The organism is Agarivorans litoreus (assembly GCF_019649015.1).
GTDB classification, from domain to species: domain Bacteria; phylum Pseudomonadota; class Gammaproteobacteria; order Enterobacterales; family Celerinatantimonadaceae; genus Agarivorans; species Agarivorans litoreus.
In genome coordinates this window covers 3,869,972-3,892,463 of the sequence record NZ_BLPI01000001.1, presented here as the reverse complement: position 1 = coordinate 3,892,463, position 22,492 = coordinate 3,869,972, and the positions used below count along the sequence as shown (strand labels likewise).

The following is a 22,492-nucleotide window of genomic DNA, read 5'->3' as shown; positions in this document are numbered from 1 at the left end:
GCCTAATCCCTATCTAATTGCCATCTGGTAAGGCCTGAAAACCCAAAGATACTAACCGAATACACAAGAAATAATTATCCGTTGAGGCTGCAAATTCAATACCGCAGTACATCGCTAATTATTGAATCGGCAGAGGCCTGGCCGGCTCAACGCGAGAGAGTCATCCTTAAAAATCGAGCAACAATACTTTGAGCCCTATGCGGAGAGGCCACTTTAGTGACTGCAAAATAACAATGGCTAGGTGTTGAACGTCCTCAAAAATTAATCTGCATCAACTATTGGCCACATTTTTCCATTTTTACTCGTATTTGTGTTTCATCCATAAAAATAGCCCAGCCAGATTAACTATATTAGCAATTATTAATTCAGCAATTATTACATTAGCTAATACTTAATATAAAGTTATTTAGTTAAGCTTCTCTTCGTTTGGTCTTGGTTATTGATTTAAGCAGGAAGTATAAGCACCGAAATCTTAGACATTAAAGGATACGGTGCTAAGCAACATTAAGTGAGCTAAACATCGAGGGATATCAAGGATAGATGAATAAATCAATTGCATTGTTGGTGTTACTAATTAACTGCTCTAGCTTAAGTTTGGCTTCAACAGCAGAACCAGAGCCTAGCCTCAATCAATCAGTTACTTCAATTGTAAGTACCGCGGATCACTCTAGCTTTGAAGCGTTAAATCAGGAGTTTGACTATGCACCTGATGTAACAGAGGCCTGTCTAGAGTGTCATACAGAGGCAGCCAAGCAAGTTCATAAAACGTTCCATTGGACCTGGTCAAAAAAAGTCGATGGCATTGAAGTAGGTAAAGCCAAAAATGGTTTTAACAATTATTGCGTATCTGCCAAAGGAAATGAAAGTTGCACCCAATGCCATGCGGGTTATGGTTGGCGCAACGAAGACTTTGATTTAGAAGCTGAAGAAAACGTAGACTGCCTAGTTTGTCACGATACAACTGCTACTTATAAAAAGTCTGCCGCCACTTCTGGTCACCCTTATTATGAAGATAAAATAATTGGCGGAAAGCTACAAAAAGCGGTGGACCTTCAATATGTGGCAACCCATGTCGGTAAACCAGCACGCGAAAACTGTTTAGCTTGTCACGCTAATGGAGGCGGTGGTAACGGAGTAAAACATGGCGATACCGATCTTTCACTGATTGCCCCTGAATATGAACTGGATGTTCATATGAGCCCTGAAAAACTAGATTTCTCCTGTCAAGACTGCCACAGCGCCAGCGAACACAAAATCTCTGGTCGTTACAACGACCGAAAGGCATTTCTCGACCATCAGCTCAACATGGGCCGAGCGAGTCGGCAAGGTAACAATGTTTCCTGCGAGTCCTGCCACAGTGCTACTCCTCACAATAAAAGGCACATCGACATACACACCGCAAAAGTAGCCTGTACATCATGCCACATCCCAGAAATGGCTCGGGGACCTTACTTAACCAAGCTATCTTGGGATTGGTCAACAGCCGGACAAACTAAGGATGGCAAACCTTTTGTTGAAGATAAGATTTTTGATGGCGTTGAGCAACACGCATATATGAGCAAAAAAGGAACGTTTACCTGGGGAAGGAACGTAACGCCAGAATATCACTGGTACAAAGGTGAACTTAAACAAATGACCCTATTAGATACGATCGATCCAAGCCAATCTCCTATCGACATTAACCCCCCTACAGGTAGTTATAGTGACCCTGAAGCTCGTATCTGGCCATTTAAAGTACATAAGGGCAAGCAGCCATACGATACAGAACTTAAGCGCATACTACCAATAAAGTTATACGGCAGAGCGGGTACAGGCGCGTTTTGGACTGAACTCAATTGGGAAAAAGCACTAATTGCCGGTGCCAAACTCAATAACCTGGAGTTTAGTGGTAGTTACAACTTCATAGAAACTAATGGATATTGGCCGATTAAACACATGGTTGCCCCTGCAAATGAATCCTTATCTTGTGTTGCTTGTCATAGCAAAAACAGCCGCTTGAATGGCCTTACTGATTTCTACTTAGTGGGCCGCGACAGCAATCGTTTTGTAGAATGTTTTGGTGCCTTGGCTATCTGGGGTGGATTGGTCGGCGTTGTATTACACGCTTTGATGCGGATATTTACCCTTCGTCGCCGCAAGTCTAACAACCGTGAACATTAAGGGGCACCAATATGAGTAAAGCGGTGATGATATTTAAACGTTTTGAACGCTTTTGGCACTGGGGCCAAGCCACATTGGTACTATTACTAATGCTCACGGGGCTTGAGCTGCATGGGTCTATTAAACTGTTTGGTTTTGGCGAAAGTTCTAATTTTCACCATTGGGCTGGCTTCATTTGGTCGGCACTAGTAGTGCTTATTTTCACTTGGATATTTACCACCGGTGAGTGGAAACAATTTGTGCCTAACAAGAATGGTCTTGACGTGGTGCTAAGATTTTATCTGTATGGCGTTTTTATTGGCGAGGAGCATCCTCATCATATGTCGGCAGAAAATAAATTCAACCCATTACAGCGCCTAGCCTATCTAGGCGTGTTGTTTGTATTGATCCCTTTGCAGATTATTACTGGTCTAATATTTTTCTTCTTTCCAGAGCTACGCGCGGCAGGCCTTATAGAACAAATTGGCTTAATTGCTGTTGTTCATACATTTTGTGCCTATACGCTTATCGCATTTCTATTAGTTCACCTATACCTGATCACCTTAGGTCGCAAGCTGTCTAGTCACCTGCGAGCCATGTTAAGCGGAAAAGAATCAGACGACGAATCTAACAATTACTAAATCAGCGCATAGAGGTAGCAATAATGAAGAGAGGTTCTTTTATCAAACAACTAGTACTCGGTAGCACTATTGCAATGTTGTCTACTGGAGTACTAGCAGACGCAGCAAAGGGGCAAGAGTACTATTTGGAGTACTTAAAGCCACTATTTGGCTATAACGGACAAGACTTTGCTGGACAACACTTAAAGGTAGAGTGGAAACGCTATTTTAAAAAAGATGCTAAAAAATTCATCAAAACGTATACCAAGAAACACCCAGAGGCGAGTGAATTTCTACAGAGTGATAAATTTTTGGCGATTGCACCAGATCTAAAAGATTTTGCGATTAAGTACGCAGCCGATAGTGGCGAGTTAGCAGCTTGTGATTAAGGTACAGAACAACGTCTACTAACACTATGTTTTTAGCTTTGCTAATTCACTGCCTAGCTTAGAAACTTGGAGGGATCCTATGTTCAAGAAAATGATGATTATAGCGACATTAATATTTGCCCCCCTGTCGCTGATGGCTGAAGAAGTGGTTGGGAAAATTCAATCTATTTCACAAAGCGCTAAGATTATTCAATACTTAAACCCAAAAACTAAACAGGTTAAGGTTATAAAATTCAATGAAGACACAACCCTAGTTGATGCGGAGTCGTTCAAAGATTTAACGGTAAATACTAAGTTTAAAGCGGAAGTAAATGATGACAACCTTGCCTCTAGTATTAAACGTATACTAGTAAAACTACCCGACGAGCTTGTGATTGATACCGATGAGCTCGCCGATTTACTGGAAAGTGGTGAACCAGTATTTGTAGGCGATGCGAGACCGCTAGCCATTTATCAACAAGGGCATATTCCAAGCGCCAAAGCGACACCGTCCAACAAACTAGAAGACAATTTAGATTGGTTACCAAAGGATAAAAGCCAATTAGTGGTTTTTTATTGTGGAGGAGTAACTTGCCCGCTAAGTCCTAAGGCTCTGAAGATAGCTAAAGCTATGGGCTACACTAATGTCAAAGCCTACGTGCAAGGGTATCCGGCTTGGAAAGCAGAAGTTTACCCTACTCATGTTAATCCTAAGTGGTTAATGCAAAATCTAGATAAACACCATGTAATTTTGGACGTACGAACAAAGCCATCATCATCGGTAGCAGGAGCGGTAAGTTTACCTTCTGATCAACTGTTGGCTATGCACCAGAAAATGAACCAAGAAAAAGTAGCCATTGGCCAACGTACCATATTTAACTTAAGGGATAAGAAGGCACCGATTATCATAGTGGCAGACGCTGATGATACCGATGAGGCTATTGAAGCTTACGAAATATTAAGTTTTTGGAAATTCAAAAATGTTTCTATTTTAAAAGGTGGGCTTAATCAATGGGCGGCTGAAAACTTGCCTAGTGGTGAAGTGCTAAATCAATTAGTTTACGAGAAAAAACAAGCTAAAGGAGCGATAGACGAAAAAGAGTTTGTTAAGGCTGCTAAACAAGGCACTGCAACTATCATCGATGTGCGAGATAGCGAAGAACTTAGTCATGGAAGAGTTAAGGGGTCGATACATATCCCTCTCGCTGAACTAGACCAAAATTTAGCCCAAATCCCTAAAGATAGCTTAGTCATTTTTCACTGTGCGGGGGGCTCGCGAGCTTCATTAGCCTACACATTATTAACAAACAAAGGTTATACCAATGTGAGCTTTCTAAATGATAGTTTTGCAGATGTAGCTAAAGATAATGGCATCGAGTTATTGTAACTCACAGCTAAAACCTTGTATTTGTTTCAATGCCGCTTATTTGCTTAAGCGGCATTTTGTTCTGCTTTTATCAATAAGGATGCTTGAATATTGGAATATAAGCCAATCATTAAAGTGCTTAGTGACGAAAACCAACAGAAGAAATACAACAGAATTTAAACAAGAACTCGAGCAGTTAAGAAGAAACACAGGGTTGTTCTTACAATCAACCACCCTGCTTCCTTTAGGTACCCTATTCTAACAAAATACGCTTAAGCTATCTCTTGAGTATAGAGATCCTTACCTTAGCGTAACCACTTTGCTATCAAGTCGAGGCTTTTACACTAGCACTTAGGTACTAAATAGCACCTGCTCCTGGCATTGCCTTACACACATAAATGCTTTCTTTTAACCCTGTTAATGCTTGGTACTTCTGTTCAACAGCTTGGCAAACGTCATCCACTAAAGCAGGTGGCACCAAGGCCACAATACAACCACCAAAACCACCACCGGTCATGCGTACGCCGCCTTCTGCGCCTATCACTTGCTTAACAATGTCTACAAGACCATCTACTTCAGGCACCGTGATTTCGAAATCATCACGCATAGAAGCATGAGACTGTTCCATTAGCACACTCAGCTTTGCCATATCGTTGGCTTTTAACGCTTCCGATGCAGCCAACGTACGGGCATTTTCGGTAATAACATGACGCGCGCGCTTAGCCACAATAGGATCGAGGCTCGCCGAGTTCTCTGCAAACATCGCTTCACTAACATCACGTAATGAACTTACCCCTAAACCCTTAGCTGCAGCTTCACATTGCTCACGACGAGTATTGTATTCACTATCTACCAAACCACGTTTTTTGTTGCTGTTAATAATAACAACCGCCATATCTTCTGGCATGGCTACCGCTTTGGTTTCTAATGAACGACAATCGATAAGCAAGGCGTGGTTTGCTTCACCTTCGGCTGAAATAAGTTGGTCCATAATGCCGCAGTTACAACCTACAAAGTTGTTTTCAGCTTCTTGTCCAATTAAAGCAAGTTGCTGTTGCGATACATCCAGTTCGTATAGCGTTTTAAACGTTTGGCCAATAACCACTTCTAACGCTGCCGAAGAGCTTAAGCCCGCGCCTTGTGGCACGTTACCACTCACTGCAATGTCGGCCCCTGCAAAAGTAAAACCTTTATTCAGCAATACTGAAATAACCCCACGAATGTAGTTAACCCACATCAAGTCTTGGTCAAATTCCAAAGGCTGGCTTATATCAAACTGGTTAACTTGATTGCCGTAATCTACTGATACCACCCGCACAATACTGTCTGTACGTGGAGACGCAGCCACTACAGCTTGGTAATCAATAGCACAAGGTAATACAAATCCGTCGTTATAATCGGTATGTTCGCCGATAAGGTTTACCCGTCCAGGTGCTTGTATCAGCTTTGCAGGTGCTTGCCCGGTCATTTCAGTAAAGGCACTAGCAACCTTATCAATGAGTTGTTGTTGGCGATCTGTCATTATCGACTCCTTTACTGATCTTGTTCTTTGTAATGTACGTCACTTAGGTCACGAAGCTTTGCAGCCGCTTGTTCGGCGGTTAAGTCACGCTGGCTTTCTGCTAGCATTTCGTAGCCCACCATAAACTTGCGCACACTGGCGCTACGTAATAGCGGTGGGTAGAACAAGGCATGTAATTGCCAATGCTCTGTAGATGTGTCCCCTTCCTTAAAGAAAGGCGCATAATGCCAACCCATTGAGTAAGGGAATGAACACTTAAATAGATTGTCATAACGGCTAGTCAACTTTTTAATGGCAAGAGACAAATCGTCACGTTGCTCATCAGACAGCTCACTCATTCGACGGATATGCGCTTTAGGCAGTAGCATCGTCTCAAACGGCCATGCAGCCCAATAAGGAACTACAGCCAACCAATGCTCGGTTTCAACAACCGTTCGCACACCATCAGCTTGCTCTTTTGCTGCATAGTCAACTAAAAGGTTGCTGCCGTGCTGCTGGTAATACTCTCGAAGGTGCTTATCTTTACGCTCAATCTCATTAGGTAAAAAGCTATTGGCCCAAATTTGGCCATGAGGATGAGGCTGAGAACAGCCCATGGTTTCACCTTTGTTCTCGAAAGCCTGAACCCATAGGTAGTCTTTGCCAAGTTCTTCAATTTGTTCATTCCAAGTGTCGATAACACCTCGAATAGCGGATACCGAAAGCTCTGGTAAGGTTTTGCTATGGTCGGGAGAAAAACAAATCACTCGACTTAAACCACGTGCTTCCATACTGGTAAACAAGGGATCGGCTGACTTAGGCACGTCGGGTGAATCTGTCATCAATGCGGCAAAGTCATTTCCAAATACGTAAGTCCCCTTATAATTTGGGTTAACATCACCAGAAATTCGAGTATTGCCTGCACACAAAAAACAGCCTTCGTCGTAGCTAGGAAGCTCAGCAGTAGACGGTGTTTCATCTTGGCCGCTCCACGGGCGCTTAGCACGATGCGGAGAAACTAAGATCCACTGTCCAGTTAACGGGTTGTACCGACGGTGCGGATGCTCTGTTGGGTCGAATTGAGTGTCTAACATGAGATTTTCTTACTCCATAAAAAGCACCCACAAAAGTGCTTTCTGTTTTCTAAACTTTTACTGGTCGTAACCTTTAGGGTTATTTGACTGCCAATTCCAAGTATCAGCGGTCATGTCATCAATGCTGCGAGTGGCCTTCCAGCCTAAAACTTTTTCAGCTTTATCGGTGGCGGCCCAGCATTCAGCAATGTCGCCATTACGGCGCGGGCAAATTTGATAAGCGATATCTTTACCGCAAGCAGCGCTAAATGCTTTTACCATTTCAAGCACAGAGCTACCTTTACCGGTTCCGAGGTTGAAGATATGTAAACCGGCTTGCTCACCAATCTTGGTTAAGGCTGCAACGTGACCGTCAGCTAAATCCATAACGTGAATGTAGTCGCGAACGCCAGTGCCATCGGGGGTTGGATAATCATCGCCAAATACCGACAAACTCTCTCGGCGCCCTACTGCAACTTGTGCAATAAACGGCATTAAGTTATTTGGAATACCTTGAGGATCTTCACCCATTAAGCCACTAGGGTGCGCGCCAACAGGGTTAAAGTAACGCAGTAAGGTAACACTTAAATCTGGCGCGGCTAGTTGAATATCGCGAAAACACTCTTCCACCATAAACTTGCTTCGACCGTAAGGGTTAGTCACATCACCCGTTGGGGTATCTTCGTTGATTGGCATAACGCTTGGCTCACCGTACACCGTAGCCGAAGAGCTAAATACAATGCTTTTAACTCCCGCTTTACGCATCACATCAATGAGTACTAACGAACCAGTTACGTTATTGTCGTAATACTCATATGGCTTCTCAACCGACTCACCCACTGCTTTTAAGCCAGCAAAATGAATGACAGAGTCGATATTATGTTCACTAAAGATCTTTTCTAATACCGCGCGGTCTCGTACGTCACCTTGGTAGAAAGCAGGTTGTTGTTTGGTTAAGGTTTCGATCCGTGCAAGTACTTCACGCTTACTGTTACATAGGTTATCGAGAATAATGGGGGTTAAGCCCGCATTAATCAGTTGTACACAAGTATGACTACCAATGTAGCCCATACCGCCTGTAACCAAGACCTTATTCATTACATTCTCCAAAATCTGTACAACTTATGCTGCACCCAGTTCTACATAAAACAGCTTTAACAGCTTCGAATATGTGTATTGAAGCACGAAAGGGTAAACGTTTCCACTTTTATATAAAAAGTAATTTAATTATTGGCAATTTTTGCGATTCAGCACAAAATAAACAGCCTCGTATCGCCTTACAAGCACCAACAACCCCAGCCTTGGGTAAATAACAGCAGAGGCGCCAAAACAGCTTTCCAGCAAGGTCAATTAGCCATTCCAGCAATCTTTTAATATGCTTTGTTGAAGGTGTTAGCTCTACCCAAGGGAAACTATTACCCACAATAACTTATTGCAACACCTTAAAGACAACGTTTACCCAACTATCAGAATAGCAGTAAATGACATAATTCGATTATGTTTCCTTTAGATATGAGCAGCCCCTAGCTTTTGTATAAAACTTGGCCATATAGCCAATTTGTCATATTGATATGCGGTAATTGCCCACAATTTCACTATAAAACCCAAATAATATTTCGGTTCTATTTAGCTTACACTTGTTCGCTCAAATAAAACTACCTAGAATAGCCCCCTAATTATGGTTATTCGCCCTCATCCTCATAAAGGTAATTACATGCAGCACATCGTTAACTTGCTTAGCCAACAAGCTCAGCAACAGTTAGATCAGGTTGCGCTAAAAATTTGGCGCAACCAAGCTTGGCAGTGTTTTACATGGAAGGATTTCTCGCAGCAATGGACGCAAGTAGCAAAAGGCTTGATTAAACTAGGTCATGAAGAACAGCAAGGCGTGGCGATTATGTCCCCCAACATGCCTGAGTGGACTATCACCGATGTAGGCATTTTGGCGGCACGCGGTTGTGTGGTACCAATTTACCCAACCAATACGCTAGAGCAGAGCCAATACATTTTAGAGGATGCGGGCTGCAAGATATTGTTTGTCGGCCAACAAGAGCAAATAGAGATAGGTTTACAACTGCTTAATGCTGGGCAAGTTGAAACACTGATTTGTTTTGAAGAAAGCTCGCTCACTCAACAAGAAAACGTATTGAGCTGGCAACAGCTACTTTGTTTAGGTGGAGCCGACGAAGCGCAAACGCTGTTATTGCGTCAACAAAATCAACAAATGAGTGACCTTGCGACACTTATATACACCTCTGGCACTACCGGTGAACCCAAAGGTGTAATGCTTGATCACGCTAACTTTGCAGCGGCTTTTGCCATGCATGACCAGCGCCTAGATGTTAGAGCTAGCGATGTATCACTAAGCTTTTTACCGCTAAGTCACGTATTTGAGCGAGCTTGGACTTATTACATCTTGTATCGTGGTGCGAGCAATATTTATCTTGAAGATCCAGCTCAAATTCAAGAAGCACTACCACGTAGCCAAGCAACCCTAATGTGCAGTGTTCCGCGCCTCTATGAAAAAATTCATTCTGCCATTTTGCAGAAAGTTGCCGCGGCCCCAAAAACTAAACAAGTGCTATTCAATTGGGCCTTAAGCGTGGCTCAACAGCGAATGGCTGCAAAGCAAAATATTCTAACACCTAGCCTGCTGCTAAAGGTACGCTATGCGCTTGCCAACAAACTTGTGCTTAAGAAACTTCGCGCAATATTTGGCCCAGCTCGGCTACTGCCCTGCTCTGGGGCTAAATTAGCAGACGACATTAACCGCTTTTTTCAAAGCCTTGATATCCCCATTAACTATGGCTATGGCATGACAGAGTCCACCGCTACGGTATCTTGTTACAGCCAAACTAAAAAGGCCATAGGCAGCATTGGTCAGCCTTTAGAAGCGCTACAAGTAAAAATCTCTGAGCAAGGAGAGATTTTAATTAAAGGTGACACTGTAATGCGTGGTTACTTTAATAAACCACAAGCCACTGCCGACACCATTGTAGATGGTTGGCTACATACCGGCGATGCAGGAAAGCTAGATGCGGAAGGTAACCTAGTGTTAATCGAGCGAATTAAAGAGCTGATGAAGACCTCTGGAGGGAAATACATTGCCCCTCAACGAGTAGAAGGCGCACTAATCCGCGAACCTTTGTTTGAACAGGTTGCCATTATTGCCGACGCACGCCATTTTGTTTCAGCTTTGATTGTTCCCGCTTTTGAAGCCCTAGAGCTACACGCCAAGCAATTGGGAATCAAATGGCAGCATCGAAATGAGCTGCTTGAACATGCTGAAATAAAAAGCCTTATTCAAGCCAGACTAAAACAAGTACAAGCCAACCTAGCACGCTTTGAGCAAGTAAAGCAATTTACCTTACTGCCCCGTGAATTTTGTATGAAACAAGGTGAGCTAACACCAACCTTAAAGCTAAGGCGAGCAGTAATTGAAAGTCGCTTTGCTGAGCAAATAAGTGCGATGTATGCCGAGGCTAAAACAGCATAATACTTCGAATAAAAAAGGCGCTGTTTGCGCCTTTTTCATTCCCTAATCTTCCCAGCTATTCCGCATTTTTTCTATCACTAAGTCACTTACCCCATGAATATTGGGGAAGCGTCCCTTACAGCAACGCACATCTAATATGGCTTGATACTTAAGCGCTAAGTCGCGATAAGCTTGCATCTCCCACTGTTTTACAAACGTATTCGCCACCACCACATTATTGCCCAAGGCTAATTGCTGCTCGGTTTGTTGCTGGCACCATTGATGTGCCAGCCCAATATCTTCGGCGCGATAATTATATGTGCCTTGTTTATCAACAAAGAACATATCAGCTTCTAGATGAACAGCATCTAAAGTGGCGGCTAAGGTAGACTTGCCGCTACCGGGCAAGCCTCGAAGCAGTGTTAGCCTTAACGGCTGCTTATTCAACTACGAAACAGCCTTAAGTAATGGTGTCTCTTGCTCTTGGCAATAAGCTAAAGGCGCTTGTTTTAATAATGCGATCACCGCTTGCTCGTCCATCGCTTCGCACGCTTGGTTTAGCTCATCAAACAAAGCCATCAACTCTGTCCAAGGCATAAAGCTTTCGTTAGCGGTAAGAATACGCGGGTGATCGGTTGGTCGCTCATCATCGCCCACCAACAACTCTTCATACAACTTCTCGCCAGGGCGCAAACCGGTGTATTTAAGTTCAATATCACCATCAGGATTGGCTTCATCCCTTACTTCTAGACCAGAAAGATGAACCATGCGTTTAGCAAGCTCAGCAATTTTAACGGGTTCGCCCATATCCAATACAAAAACCTCACCGCCCTTAGCCATGGATCCCGCCTGAATCACCAACTGGGCAGCTTCCGGAATGGTCATAAAGTAGCGAATAATGTCTGGGTGAGTAATGGTTAAGTCTTCGCCTTTACGAATTTGTTCTTTAAACAGCGGAATGACCGAACCAGAAGAACCTAACACATTACCAAAGCGCACCATACTAATGGTGGTTTCAGACTGGTGCTCTGCCAAGCTTTGCATGACTAATTCTGCCAAACGTTTAGTTGCCCCCATTACATTAGTGGGCCTAACCGCTTTATCGGTTGAAACCAATACAAAGGTGCTTACCTTTGCTTTAATGGCAGCCTGCGCAATATTGTAAGAACCAAACACATTATTACATACACCTTCTACCACATTTTTCTCAACCAACGGTACATGCTTGTAGGCCGCTGCGTGATACACCGTATCTACCTTATAGGCCTGCATCATGGTACTTAAGCGCGGTAAGTGCTGAACAGAAATCATCAGAGGCACCAGCTCAACGTTAAGCGCTAAGGCTTCACAACGTTTTATTAGTTCACGCTCAATCTCATACAAAGCCACTTCTGAGCGCTCAACTAACAACAAACGCTTGGGTCTATACTGAATGATTTGACGACAAAGTTCAGAGCCAATAGAGCCACCAGCGCCACTTACCAACACGGTTTTATGGCGAATAGAACTGTCCATTAAATGGCTATCCGGGCTTACTGCTTCACGCCCCAATAAATCTTCAATATCCACTTCTTTAATTTGGTCAACTTTTGCTTCACCGGTCACCAAATCATTTAAACGAGGAACGGTGAGCACTTCGGTATTTAAATCAGCAAGAGAAGTAAGAATTTCGGAACGACGCTTTTTACCGGCATTAGGAATAGCCAATAGAACCTTGCTGACATGGAAGCGATGAATCAACATTGGCAGTTGTTGAGGCGGATACACGGTTAAACCATGAATCAAAGAATGACGCAACTCTTGCTTATCATCAATAAATGCTACCGCTTGAAAATCATCTCCCTGGCCAATGGCTTGCAGTAACTGGCGACCACTGTCTCCAGCACCAAAAATAATCACATTTTGCTTAGTACTGTTTTCTATCCACACAAATAAGTAACGAATAGCAAAGCGCACTCCGCCACACATAATTATGCCAAAGGCCAAGTAAATGAACGGGGCTGTACGAGGAATCACCGCTTGTAAGTAAAATGAGGTAACAATCATTAAAAGGGTGGCACTAGCAAAACTAAATAAGATTGCTTGTAAGTTCTTCTCATTGATGTAACGAAGCACTGCCCGATAAAGACCAAAATACCAAAAGCCCGCCAGCGTTGTAACAATCACCGAACCAAAAGTTATCCAGGTTGGCGTGTCGAAAAAGTAATGGTGACTCTCAAAGCGAACCCAAAGCGCCCCCCAAAAAGCTAAACTTAAAAAGGCCAAATCAAACGTAAAGATAAGCGCAACTTTTTGTCGACGACTTGGCCGGTCAAATAAACTCATCAAATTAAATTGCGGTAACATCTAAATTCCTTTTTAGATAAGTACAGTTAAACAGCTATCTCTGAAGACATACGGCTTAAGCAATCTTCAACAAGGTCGCATAAATGCTGCATATCCTGCGTAGTAATGGTTGGGTGAACCATGAACATAATGGCTGTATCACTTAAGTGTTTAGCATTAGTTAATGGTCGTTGCGGCCTCACATCTAAGCCGTCAAACGCCTTCTCTAAATACACTTCTCCGCAGCTACCTTGCATACAAGGCACTCCGGCTGTATTTAATGCGTCAATAATTTGATCGCGACTTACAGTTTGCTGGCTGCTATCAACAAAAACATAAAACTTATAAAACGCATGTTGAATATGCTTGGGAGGCTGAGGGATTGTAATAAAAGGATATTCAGCTAGGCATTTAGCCAGCTGCATCGCATTAGCTTGACGCTGCTTTTGCCAATCGGCCATGCGAGTCAATTGGATACGACCGATAGCGGCTTGCATCTCAGTCATCCGCCAATTGCTACCAATACTCTCGTGTAGCCAACGAAATCCAGGCGGGTGCGCTTTATTAAACACGGTATCGTAAGACTTACCATGGTCTTTATACGACCACATTTTTTCCCACAACGCCTTATCATTGGTGGTAACCATGCCTCCTTCACCACCCGTGGTCATAATTTTATCTTGGCAAAATGACCAAGCAGCTACATCACCTAATCCACCCACTAGCTTACCGCGATAAAGAGCGCCGTGGGCTTGCGCGCAATCTTCAATCACATACAAATTATGCTGTTTAGCAAGTTGATTGATGGCATCCATCTCACAGGGCCAACCTGCAAGGTGCACACAAATAATGGCTTTAGTTGCTTTGCTACGAACCGCGTTAATGCTTTCTGCTGTGATATTTTGGCTGGCTAAATCAACATCGGCAAAAACAGGTTTAGCGCCAACATTTACAATGGCACTGGCCGATGCAATAAAGGTTCGAGAGGTAACGATCACCTCATCGCCTGAGGTAACGCCTAAAGCACGTAGGGCTAACTCTAAAGCTAAGGTGCCATTTGCAACAGCAACTGCAAAATTGGTTTCTGCCCAAGCCGCAAATTCTTTCTCAAAGGTTTTGCCTTGGGTACCGGTCCAGTAGTTAACTTTATTTGATAGCAGTACATCACTTACAGCTTGAGCTTCCTGCTCTGTAAAGCTTGGCCAAGAAGGTAAATCTCGCATTTTTACTTTTTTTAGTCCTTTAAAACACCTTCCCTATATTGCTGTAAAACTACTCAAGCTACAACTTTAGTAGCGTGAATTAAGGTGTTTTAGCTGGGTTACCGAACACTTTTTCAGCAGAGTTCACATCTTTTACCACTACCGCGCCAGCCCCCACCAATACTCGCTCCTTAATGACAATTCCCTGAATAACACAACAGCTAATTCCTAACATACTTTCGTCTCCCACACTCACCTCACCGGCTAGGTGAGCACCAGGGCAAATATGAACACCATCACCTAACTTAACATCGTGATCAACGGAGCTATTATGATTTATAATATTACCGATACCTAAACTAACCCCAACACTTACTGTTGCATTAGCCATTACCACACTCCCTTCACCAAGTATCGCCGAGGCGCACACATGGGCTTTAGGGTGAATCAGTGTCGGTAGTTTAAGGTTTAACTGCTGGAGCTGCTGTAAACGGCTTAAGCGTGTGGAATTATTGCCAATAGCAACGTGCACAGCGTAATCGGTATTGGTGGTAACAAAGGTGAGCATTTCTGCCCACCCGCCTATCACTTGGCAGCCTTCGGTTTCGCCAAGCTCCTGCCAGCGCTCATCAAACAAACAAATAGTTTGATACCCCAACTGCTTAGCTAACTCCACCACAACTTTTGCGTGTCCTCCGGCACCATAAATAGCTAATTTCATGATTCACTGTTCCCAGTAAATTTGCTCATGGTTGCCTCGCCTTCTGCGCTCACACCGTCTTTCACAAAAACCTTTTTCACGGTAAGCATCAATATTTTGATATCCAAGATAAGAGAGCGATTATTAACATACCAAACGTCCAGCTCAAACTTCTCTTGCCAGCTTAATGTATTACGACCATTAATTTGCGCCCAACCGGTTATCCCAGGTTTAACATCATGCCGCTTTGCTTCCTCAGCCGAGTACAGGGGTAAATACTCCATAAGCAGTGGGCGAGGCCCTACAAAGCTCATGTCACCTCTTACAATATTCCACAACTCTGGCAGTTCATCGGCGCTACTTGCTCGAAGTGCACGGCCAAATGAACCTAGTCGTTCTGCGTCGGAGAGTAAGTTGCCTTGAGCATCTTTATCATCGCGCATACTGCGAAACTTAATCATATTAAACGCTTTACCGTGTAAACCAGGGCGCAGCTGAGTGAAGAAAATGGGCTTGCCAAGCTTTGAGGCTACCAGCCAGCAGAGCAACAAAAATAACGGAGACAATAACACCAACAAAATTGCCGCAGCGATCCGTTCAAAAAAGTAAAACACCTTGTCCTTAAACAACTAGCTCTCTCCATCCATGTATTGCAAGATTTGTTGATTAACCAAACGAACGTCGTAACGCTGCTCAGCAAGCTGGCGACTTGCAGCAGCTTGTTGAGTAAGCAGCTCAGGTTGCTCGAAATAACGTTTTAGAGCCTCAACTAATGAGTCTACACTTTGCGGCTGCACTAAATACCCATTCAAGCCTTCCGTCACTGTTTCTCTGCAGCCTGGCGCATCGGTGGTAACAATTGCCCGACCACAACTCATTGCTTCCAAAACCGTGCGAGGCGTACCCTCACGGTAAGATGGCAAAACGTAAACATGGCATTGCGCAATTAAGCCTGCCACATCCTCTATTCGACCGTGATACTTAACAGTACCTTCTTCAACCCAAGCATCTAAATCGGTTTGAGCAATCGCGCTCGGGTTATCATCAATCCAGCCAGCCAAATGAAAAACACATTGGTAACCTTGCTGTTTAAGCTTTTGGGCCGCAGCGGCGTATTCTTCAACACCTTTATCTTTTAGCAGCCGAGCAATTAACAAAAAGTGTATTTGGGGCTGCTGGCGATCTAAAGCGGGTAAACTTAGCAGCGGGAAACGCGCTAAATTAATCCCAGAGCCGTTAATTAGCTTGGTTTTTTGCTCTGGAATTAAGCCCTTATCAACAAACAACTTACGGTCATCTGGGTTTTGAAAAAACACCCCGTTTGAGCAGGCCAAGCCTGATTTATACAAAAGACTAACTAGGGAATGCAGCACTTTTTGTTTAGTTGTATTCTGCTGAGTAAATACGTAACCCAAACCGGTAATCATCGAGTAAACACTTTTTACACCAGCCAAGCGCGCCGCAAGCGCTCCATAGATAACCGGCTTAATGGTATAAGCAAGCGTTTGCTGAGGTTTTAGTCTGCGAATTAAACGAAATAACGACCACACACTGGCAGCATCTTTTATTGGATTTAAACCGGTACGCTGCAGGGCATAAACATGCGGTGTAACGCCCAATTCAAGCAGGGCTTTTTTCTGCTCTAGAGAAAAATCAGGCGCCGCAATATGCACTTCTTTGCCTTGCTGCTGCATCGCTTTAAGCAAATCACCACGAAAGCTTAAAATGGAATCAGCAAAGCTGGCGATTACCAGAACTCGCTTCACCCTTGTACCCCCGCCTGCTGGTAAACCTTCAAATAGCGCTGACTAATATCGCCTATCGAAAACTCTGCTAAAACCCGGGCTTGGTTATCATTGGCCATTTTTTGTCGCTCAACTTGATTAAGGTCTAAAACCCTCTCAACCGTAATTTGCAAATCTTTGGGGCTTTGCGGGGGCACAACCCACTCGGGTTTATTCAGTATAAAGGCCGCATCACCCACATCGGTGGTTATGCATGGCAATGCATTACTCATTGCTTCAACCAGTACATTAGGAAAACCTTCGGTTTTGGAAGGTAAAACAAAAACATCTATATTTTGATAAAAGCTTGCCATGTCACTCACTTCATCAAGCAACATGCATTGTTCTCTAGGGAATTCATAACGGGTAAGCATTGCCATCAGTTCATCATTTTGAGCATTAACATCGCGACCTGCAATCTTCAGACAAAGCGCAGCGTTGGCCCGACAAATAGGCGCAAGTGCTGCAATTAGGTTGGCGTAGTCTTTAGCTGGATGCCAACGCCCTGCCGCACCAATAACAGAGACAGACTTACGCTGCTTCCGTTCTATATCACTTTGTTCAAACTGATAGCCATTAGCAATAAATTGCATCTTATCGGCCGGGTAACCATAGGCAATATGCTGCTGTACACTGCGCTGGCTGCAGCAAATTACCTGCTTGGTTTTATGGGCGCCTTGCCTACCTAACCATAGTGCGATACGAGTACTCATCTTTTCATCTTGGTATTTATCAAGCGAGTGATGAATACCCATAAACAGGGGAAGCTTTGAGGAAAAGAGTTGTTTATATAAACCAGCTATCGCATTAGCGTGATACATCCAGCTTTGAATTAACGCTACATCATACCGTTTAACCAAACGGTGCAGCTTAAATACGGCCAGTAACATACTCACTGGTCCCTTGGCGTTCAAGCCAATAAACTCCACCCTATTCTCTTGCTTAATTAGCGAACGATTCTTAGCTGAGACCCGCATCAAGGCCACAACAACATGTTTATGTTGCGGTTGATTATTAACTAAGTTCGCTAACATTTTTTCCGCACCACCAGTAAGTGCAAAGTTGGTAATGAAATGAAGTATTGTCACAATATAGTCTCAAAAAATGACACAAAGCCTGGTGTGTCTAATACCTTACTTTGGCTATTACTAGGCGGGTTAAGAATAAGCTGCGCTAGCGCGTTAGCATCCCCTACAGGAAAATAATTTTGTTCAGGCAATAACTCTATGGCCCCTCCCGGACAGTCACTTGATATACAGGGTACACCTAAAAACTGTGCCTGAACCAAGGCATTAGGCATCCCCTCAACCATTGAGCTCAAGACGAATGACTGACAATGCTTCATATAATTAAATGGATTACTCTCAAACCCAGCTAGCGATATAACTTCGCTTAACCCTAAATCTTGCACCAAAGCCTCAAGCTTTTTGCGTAAAGGGCCCTCTCCCAATATGATTAAGCGAGTGACTTGCTGCTTTTGACACAAAGCAATAGCTTTGATTAAGGTCTCGTAGTCTTTCTCAGGAACTAAGCGCCCCACAGCCAAAACATAAGGCTGGGCATTTGCCACCCATGGGTGCTCGCAAGGGGCTAAAGATTGATTATTCACCATGTCTTTGTCTAATGGGTTGGCCAATACTTGAATAACCCTATCCAAGCCAAAGTAATTGCTAACATCGCCAGCCACATACTTTGCCGGAGCAATTAGATAATCGGCTCGTCGATAAGCGTACTTGGCGCTACTTTTGACCCAAGCACGTTTTAACCATGAAGAAATACCTAGTAGGTTTGTAGAAGGACAAGATGCCTCTCTGGCAAGCAATTTACAATTTACCCCACTCAAGCGAATTGCCCACAACATCGAAAAAGCCAAATGGCTTTGCGAGCAAAACACCACTTTAGGTTTAATTCTTTTAAGTTGTTTAACTAGCTTAGGAATAGCTTTTAAAGACGATGACTGCCCCACAATGTGACAAGTTAGCTTATCATCTAACTCTTGCCTAAAAGGGCCTTGACCATTTAATGAAAGAAACTCAACAGACCAATTTGATACCAATAAATTTGCTAAAGTCACCGCCAAGCGCTCCGCTCCCCCTTGGTGGAAGCTGGAGCTAAAAATAAGGATGTCGCAACCACTACTTGGTGGCTTAGCAAACGGGCTCATTGTTGTTCATTCCTTTGGTATTGATACATAGCGGCGGCGACCATTACTGCAATAAACATTAACCAGCTTCGGCTGTACCAAACATTTGAAGTAGAGAAAATCACACCTATATGCACTAACATTAAACAGCCCCAGAGGCTAAAAGGAAAAACACGCGTAAGATTAGCAATACTAAATAACACAAGCAGTAAACCCAATGCCGCTAACAAGCCAGCTTCCGCGCCAATATTGAGCAAAGTATTATGAGCATTCACTTCACGTTGTGCATTACCTTCTCGGCCAATGCCTAAAGGGTTAGTCGCAATTATCTCAAGGTACTCGAACACCACATCTAAACGCGAGGAGTCTTTACTAACTAGCTCTTGTTGGCTAGAAGGGGATAGTCGCTCTAGTGCTCTCGAGTTAATGCTATTACCTAGGTTTGCTTGAAAAGCTACTAACACAAACAATAAACCAGAAATAACAAAGCCTAATTTAGCTCGAAAAGAGATCATTGAATAGAACCCCAGGATAACAAGGGTATATAGCAATAAGCCACTTCGTGAAGCGGTTGCCAACACGGTAAACAGGGTAAACAAAACTACTGCAGACTCTTGCCAAGTAAAACCACCACGACTGTTTCGGCACAAAAGTACACCTGCCAATGAAAACACCAAGGCTCTAGCGCCATCATTAGCGTCCCCTGCAAAACCAGCTGCGCGATAATCCAAATTAGAAAAAGTGCCTGGATTAACAACATCTCCCCAAATTGAAGCGCAAGCAAGTATTAACGATATCCAACAAGCACGCTGTACCGTTGCCAAAGAAACTGTACCAAACCAATTGAACAACACCATCAACCAGACTAAATGAAACCAAGGAAAAGCAGCATTAGACAAATTAACCGGTGGGCTAGCGATAAATGACAGACCGTAGCAAAAGTTAACTAACAACATACCTAGCAGCAACCATTGTGTTTTAGGGAACACTTGAAAGCGCTTGTCAAATAATGCGTAAAGTATCCACAACCCAATCATGCCCAATAATGCTACATAAGAAAAACCAGGAATAAGTCGAGTTAAATACAAATCCAGTGCAGACAAATGCATAGCAAACACTGCCATTGAGAGCCAAGTAAGTAGCCGCCTAAAGCTCACTATGCGTTATCCTTAAACAACAGTTTCTGCCATTTATCATAAATAATATCTGGGTGATAACGTTTATTGGCTAAGTAAGCAGCCTGCTCTCCCCACGCCAGCAACTCATTGTGAGGCATGTCAAAAATGCGCAGCAGCGCCTCACTTAAAGCTTTAACATCCTTAAGTGAAACTAATAAGCCAGTTGTTTCATGCTCAACGATATCTTCTGGGCCAAATAAGGTTTTATAACTCACCACCGGCAGCCCCATTGCTTGTGCCTCAAGCAATGCCACTGGAAACCCTTCTCTATAGGAACTCATAACAAATACGCTAGCTTGTTGAAGCTTATCTTTTACTTTATTAGTTGGCCCATGCAAGGTGACGCAGGACTCTAAACCTAGCTTTACAATAAGCTCTGACAGCTGCTGCTGATATTCACCAGTACCGTAAATATCTAATGGCCATCGTTTATCCACAGGGATGAGTGCCAGCGCGTGTAAAGTATCTTGTAAACCTTTTTCCGGCGTTAGACGGCCAATAAACACCAACTTCTTAGCATTAACTTGCGCTTTAGCTGGGGTATCCGAAGTAGCAATCGCGGTACTATTACCAATAACTTGGTAACCTTGCGGCCGCCAGTCTGCTAGTGCTTTTCTAATGGTGTCTGTTTGTAATACCACTTCATCAAAACGGGCATAGCAATAGCGGGTAAGCCTTTGCCATAAAAGGCCATGCCTTTCAATTAGAGGGTTGCTCACTTCACCGCAGTAAACCTCAACCCTTGTCCCTCTAGTTGCAAAAAAAGCTAAACATGCTAAACGATGAGTAAATACCATTAAACGTTCTACGCCATGGGATAATACATACCGCCGAATAGCTTTTATTGTAAGTATATTCTCAATCAATCCCGCACCTTTAAAGTGGAAGCGTTGTTGATCTCGTAACTGGTGAATCGCTAACTTAGGGCTTACCTCAAAAACAGGAGAACTAATAAATAAAGTCACTAGCGCAACATCATGATTGTTATCGGAAAATTGAGAAGCAAGTTCGCAAGCAATTCTTTCCGCACCGCCCTGAGCGAGGCCAGGAACTAATATTGTGAGTTTAGCCAAGGCGCTCTGTCCTTATTTTACTATTTGAAGATGGTAGCAATATGTCTCGCAGCAAAAACAACAATAGTGTTACTGATACCAAATAGATGATAGATGTGGTTAAGGCTATGCCGCTGAGCCCAAACCAACGACTCATTAAGTAGTCCAGTACAATATTAAGAAAAAAAGCCATAAGATTGATCAGCAACATCACTCGCGCTTTGCCCAAACTCACCACGCATCGAGAAAGCACCATTCCAACCAAATACAAGGGCACCAATAAGGTATAGAGCTGAGCAACACTTACCAGTTCGGAAGTCTGTGTGATAACTACTTCACTGCCTCTAAACATAAAAGGAATAACCAGAGGTAGGATGATATAAAGGGCCCCAGCAACACTAATTCCTAGTACTGCAGCCAACCCAGTAGCCTTTGTAAGCCGAGCCTTGAGTAAATCTTTATTTTCAATCCACTCAGCCATGTGTGGTATCAACATGCTACCGATACTCATTGCTAATACGCTTTGTGCAACAGCAACAAATTTATAGGCATTACCTAATACACTCACACTCCCCTCACTAAGCTGGCCAGCAAAACCCAAATCAATCAAGGGTAAGGTTGCGAGTAGGCTTGAGCTTAAAACCAACCACAAAAACTCTTTAAATAATGGTTTAGAGCTGTATTTAGCTGCTGTTGAATAGTTTTCACGGCCTAATGGACTCAAACGCCGATGCTTAAATACTAAGATTGAGAAATGCAATAAGTAAGCGAGTAACAGAGCCAAGGCAATATAAGAAATAGTGAGCATTTTACCAGCTAGCATAACCACAATAACTACCGCCAGACCTATAGCTGGCATAATCAGTTGAGATGCCCCTAAGAAAGCTAATTGTTTTCTAGCGGTAAGCGATGCGATTAAAGGTGCCTGCAGTAAACCAGCCGCGACAACCCCCAAAAAGCTAAAGTAAACCAAAGGTTCAATTTGAGAAGAGCGATAAATAAACCGAGGCAAAATATATCCTGACAGAAACGCAAATAATATGGTTAGCGCGACTGAAAAGAGTGAAAACTGGCGGTAAAAATGGCTAAAATTAAATTGATGACGTTTTAGAAAAGAAGCCAATAAACTATTTAATGCTCCGGTTATAATGCTGATAACAAACATCGCAATAGCAAATAACAATAAATAACTATCTAACTGAGCATTAAAGCCTACCTCCCTAGCAAATAGAACATCTCGAAAAAAAGCTAAAGCTTTACCTAACACCGAGAACATCGATAAAAGTAAACCCGTGAGCAGTAACTTCTTAAACACGTAACTCTTCCATTACAGCACCACTAACCTATATAGTCAGCTTAACTAAAATCCTTTTAGTTAATAGCGCCTTAGTACATCAATACTGCTACACTAACACTGATTGTTTTCACGCCCAAAGCAAAAAGTTGTTAAATAGAGGTTAAAGCGTCAAGTCGTGAAGCAACTATCAAAACTATGTTTTTAGTACCAGAACTAGGCAGTAATACCAACATTCAAAGCTATGATATTCTGCAACTCTCACACTAAGC

Annotated in this window: 19 protein-coding genes; 5 read left to right on the top strand and 14 right to left on the bottom strand. The window is 43.2% G+C overall.

Annotated elements, in window-relative coordinates:
- Positions 1–540 precede the first annotated feature (540 nt).
- From K5L93_RS17905 to K5L93_RS17890, 4 genes are all read left to right on the top strand, one after another.
- Positions 541–2,160 carry a tetrathionate reductase family octaheme c-type cytochrome gene (locus tag K5L93_RS17905; protein ID WP_220721050.1) on the top strand — a complete coding sequence of 540 codons (1,620 nt, stop codon included), beginning with the start codon at positions 541–543 and terminating at the stop codon, positions 2,158–2,160.
- A gap of 11 nt (positions 2,161–2,171) precedes the next feature.
- Positions 2,172–2,780 carry a cytochrome b/b6 domain-containing protein gene (locus K5L93_RS17900; protein WP_220721049.1) on the top strand — a complete coding sequence of 203 codons (609 nt, stop codon included), beginning with the start codon at positions 2,172–2,174 and terminating at the stop codon, positions 2,778–2,780.
- A 23-nt stretch (positions 2,781–2,803) separates the two neighbouring features.
- A complete protein-coding gene (locus tag K5L93_RS17895) occupies positions 2,804–3,148 on the top strand; it encodes a hypothetical protein (protein ID WP_246615084.1) in 345 nt (114 codons plus the stop codon).
- 79 nt (positions 3,149–3,227) lie between these two features.
- Positions 3,228–4,514, top strand: coding sequence for a rhodanese-like domain-containing protein (locus tag K5L93_RS17890; RefSeq protein WP_220721048.1), 1,287 nt, complete (start codon positions 3,228–3,230; stop codon positions 4,512–4,514).
- Positions 4,515–4,851: 337 nt separating this feature from the next.
- Here the strand turns inward: K5L93_RS17890 and galK are convergent, their stop codons facing one another.
- From galK to galE, 3 genes are read right to left on the bottom strand one after another with little or no spacing between them, the layout of a single operon-like run.
- Positions 4,852–6,015 (bottom strand): galactokinase, encoded by a 1,164-nt coding sequence (gene galK / locus K5L93_RS17885; protein WP_220721047.1) that lies wholly within the window; start codon positions 6,013–6,015, stop codon positions 4,852–4,854.
- 11 nt (positions 6,016–6,026) lie between these two features.
- On the bottom strand, positions 6,027–7,088 hold the full coding sequence (locus K5L93_RS17880) for a UDP-glucose--hexose-1-phosphate uridylyltransferase (protein WP_220721046.1): 1,062 nt from the start codon (positions 7,086–7,088) through the stop codon (positions 6,027–6,029).
- A gap of 57 nt (positions 7,089–7,145) precedes the next feature.
- Positions 7,146–8,165, bottom strand: a complete 1,020-nt coding sequence (galE, locus tag K5L93_RS17875) for a UDP-glucose 4-epimerase GalE (RefSeq protein WP_016402493.1) — start codon at positions 8,163–8,165, stop codon at positions 7,146–7,148.
- Between the two features lie 616 nt (positions 8,166–8,781).
- On the opposite strand from galE, the gene K5L93_RS17870 reads away from it, so the two are divergent.
- On the top strand, positions 8,782–10,563 hold the full coding sequence (locus tag K5L93_RS17870; protein WP_220721045.1) for an AMP-dependent synthetase/ligase: 1,782 nt from the start codon (positions 8,782–8,784) through the stop codon (positions 10,561–10,563).
- A gap of 42 nt (positions 10,564–10,605) precedes the next feature.
- Here K5L93_RS17870 and K5L93_RS17865 read toward each other — a convergent pair whose 3' ends face one another.
- The 11 genes from K5L93_RS17865 to K5L93_RS17815 form a co-directional block, all read right to left on the bottom strand.
- Positions 10,606–10,989 (bottom strand): ATP-binding protein, encoded by a 384-nt coding sequence (locus K5L93_RS17865; protein ID WP_220721044.1) that lies wholly within the window; start codon positions 10,987–10,989, stop codon positions 10,606–10,608.
- A complete protein-coding gene (locus K5L93_RS17860) occupies positions 10,990–12,888 on the bottom strand; it encodes a polysaccharide biosynthesis protein (RefSeq protein ID WP_220721043.1) in 1,899 nt (632 codons plus the stop codon).
- Positions 12,889–12,914: 26 nt separating this feature from the next.
- Positions 12,915–14,090 (bottom strand): DegT/DnrJ/EryC1/StrS family aminotransferase, encoded by a 1,176-nt coding sequence (locus K5L93_RS17855; RefSeq protein ID WP_220721042.1) that lies wholly within the window; start codon positions 14,088–14,090, stop codon positions 12,915–12,917.
- A 79-nt stretch (positions 14,091–14,169) separates the two neighbouring features.
- The gene (locus tag K5L93_RS17850) at positions 14,170–14,790 is read right to left on the bottom strand and encodes a NeuD/PglB/VioB family sugar acetyltransferase (RefSeq protein WP_220721041.1); all 621 of its coding nucleotides are present in this window, start codon (positions 14,788–14,790) and stop codon (positions 14,170–14,172) included.
- Positions 14,787–15,398: a sugar transferase gene (locus K5L93_RS17845; RefSeq protein ID WP_220721040.1), complete on the bottom strand. Its 612-nt coding sequence runs from the start codon at positions 15,396–15,398 to the stop codon at positions 14,787–14,789. Before K5L93_RS17845 ends, K5L93_RS17850 begins: the two co-directional genes overlap by 4 nt.
- The gene (locus tag K5L93_RS17840) at positions 15,399–16,535 is read right to left on the bottom strand and encodes a glycosyltransferase family 4 protein (RefSeq protein ID WP_220721039.1); all 1,137 of its coding nucleotides are present in this window, start codon (positions 16,533–16,535) and stop codon (positions 15,399–15,401) included.
- A complete protein-coding gene (locus tag K5L93_RS17835) occupies positions 16,532–17,641 on the bottom strand; it encodes a glycosyltransferase (RefSeq protein ID WP_220721038.1) in 1,110 nt (369 codons plus the stop codon). The genes K5L93_RS17840 and K5L93_RS17835 overlap by 4 nt, the downstream gene beginning before the upstream one ends.
- Positions 17,638–18,717: a glycosyltransferase gene (locus tag K5L93_RS17830; protein WP_220721037.1), complete on the bottom strand. Its 1,080-nt coding sequence runs from the start codon at positions 18,715–18,717 to the stop codon at positions 17,638–17,640. The genes K5L93_RS17835 and K5L93_RS17830 overlap by 4 nt, the downstream gene beginning before the upstream one ends.
- The gene (locus K5L93_RS17825) at positions 18,714–19,853 is read right to left on the bottom strand and encodes an O-antigen ligase family protein (RefSeq protein ID WP_220721036.1); all 1,140 of its coding nucleotides are present in this window, start codon (positions 19,851–19,853) and stop codon (positions 18,714–18,716) included. The genes K5L93_RS17830 and K5L93_RS17825 overlap by 4 nt, the downstream gene beginning before the upstream one ends.
- Complete coding sequence (locus tag K5L93_RS17820) at positions 19,853–20,947, bottom strand: glycosyltransferase (RefSeq protein WP_220721035.1); 1,095 nt, start codon at positions 20,945–20,947, stop codon at positions 19,853–19,855. Before K5L93_RS17820 ends, K5L93_RS17825 begins: the two co-directional genes overlap by 1 nt.
- A complete protein-coding gene (locus K5L93_RS17815; protein WP_220721034.1) occupies positions 20,940–22,241 on the bottom strand; it encodes a lipid II flippase MurJ in 1,302 nt (433 codons plus the stop codon). The genes K5L93_RS17820 and K5L93_RS17815 overlap by 8 nt, the downstream gene beginning before the upstream one ends.
- Between the last annotated feature and the right edge of the window lie 251 nt (positions 22,242–22,492).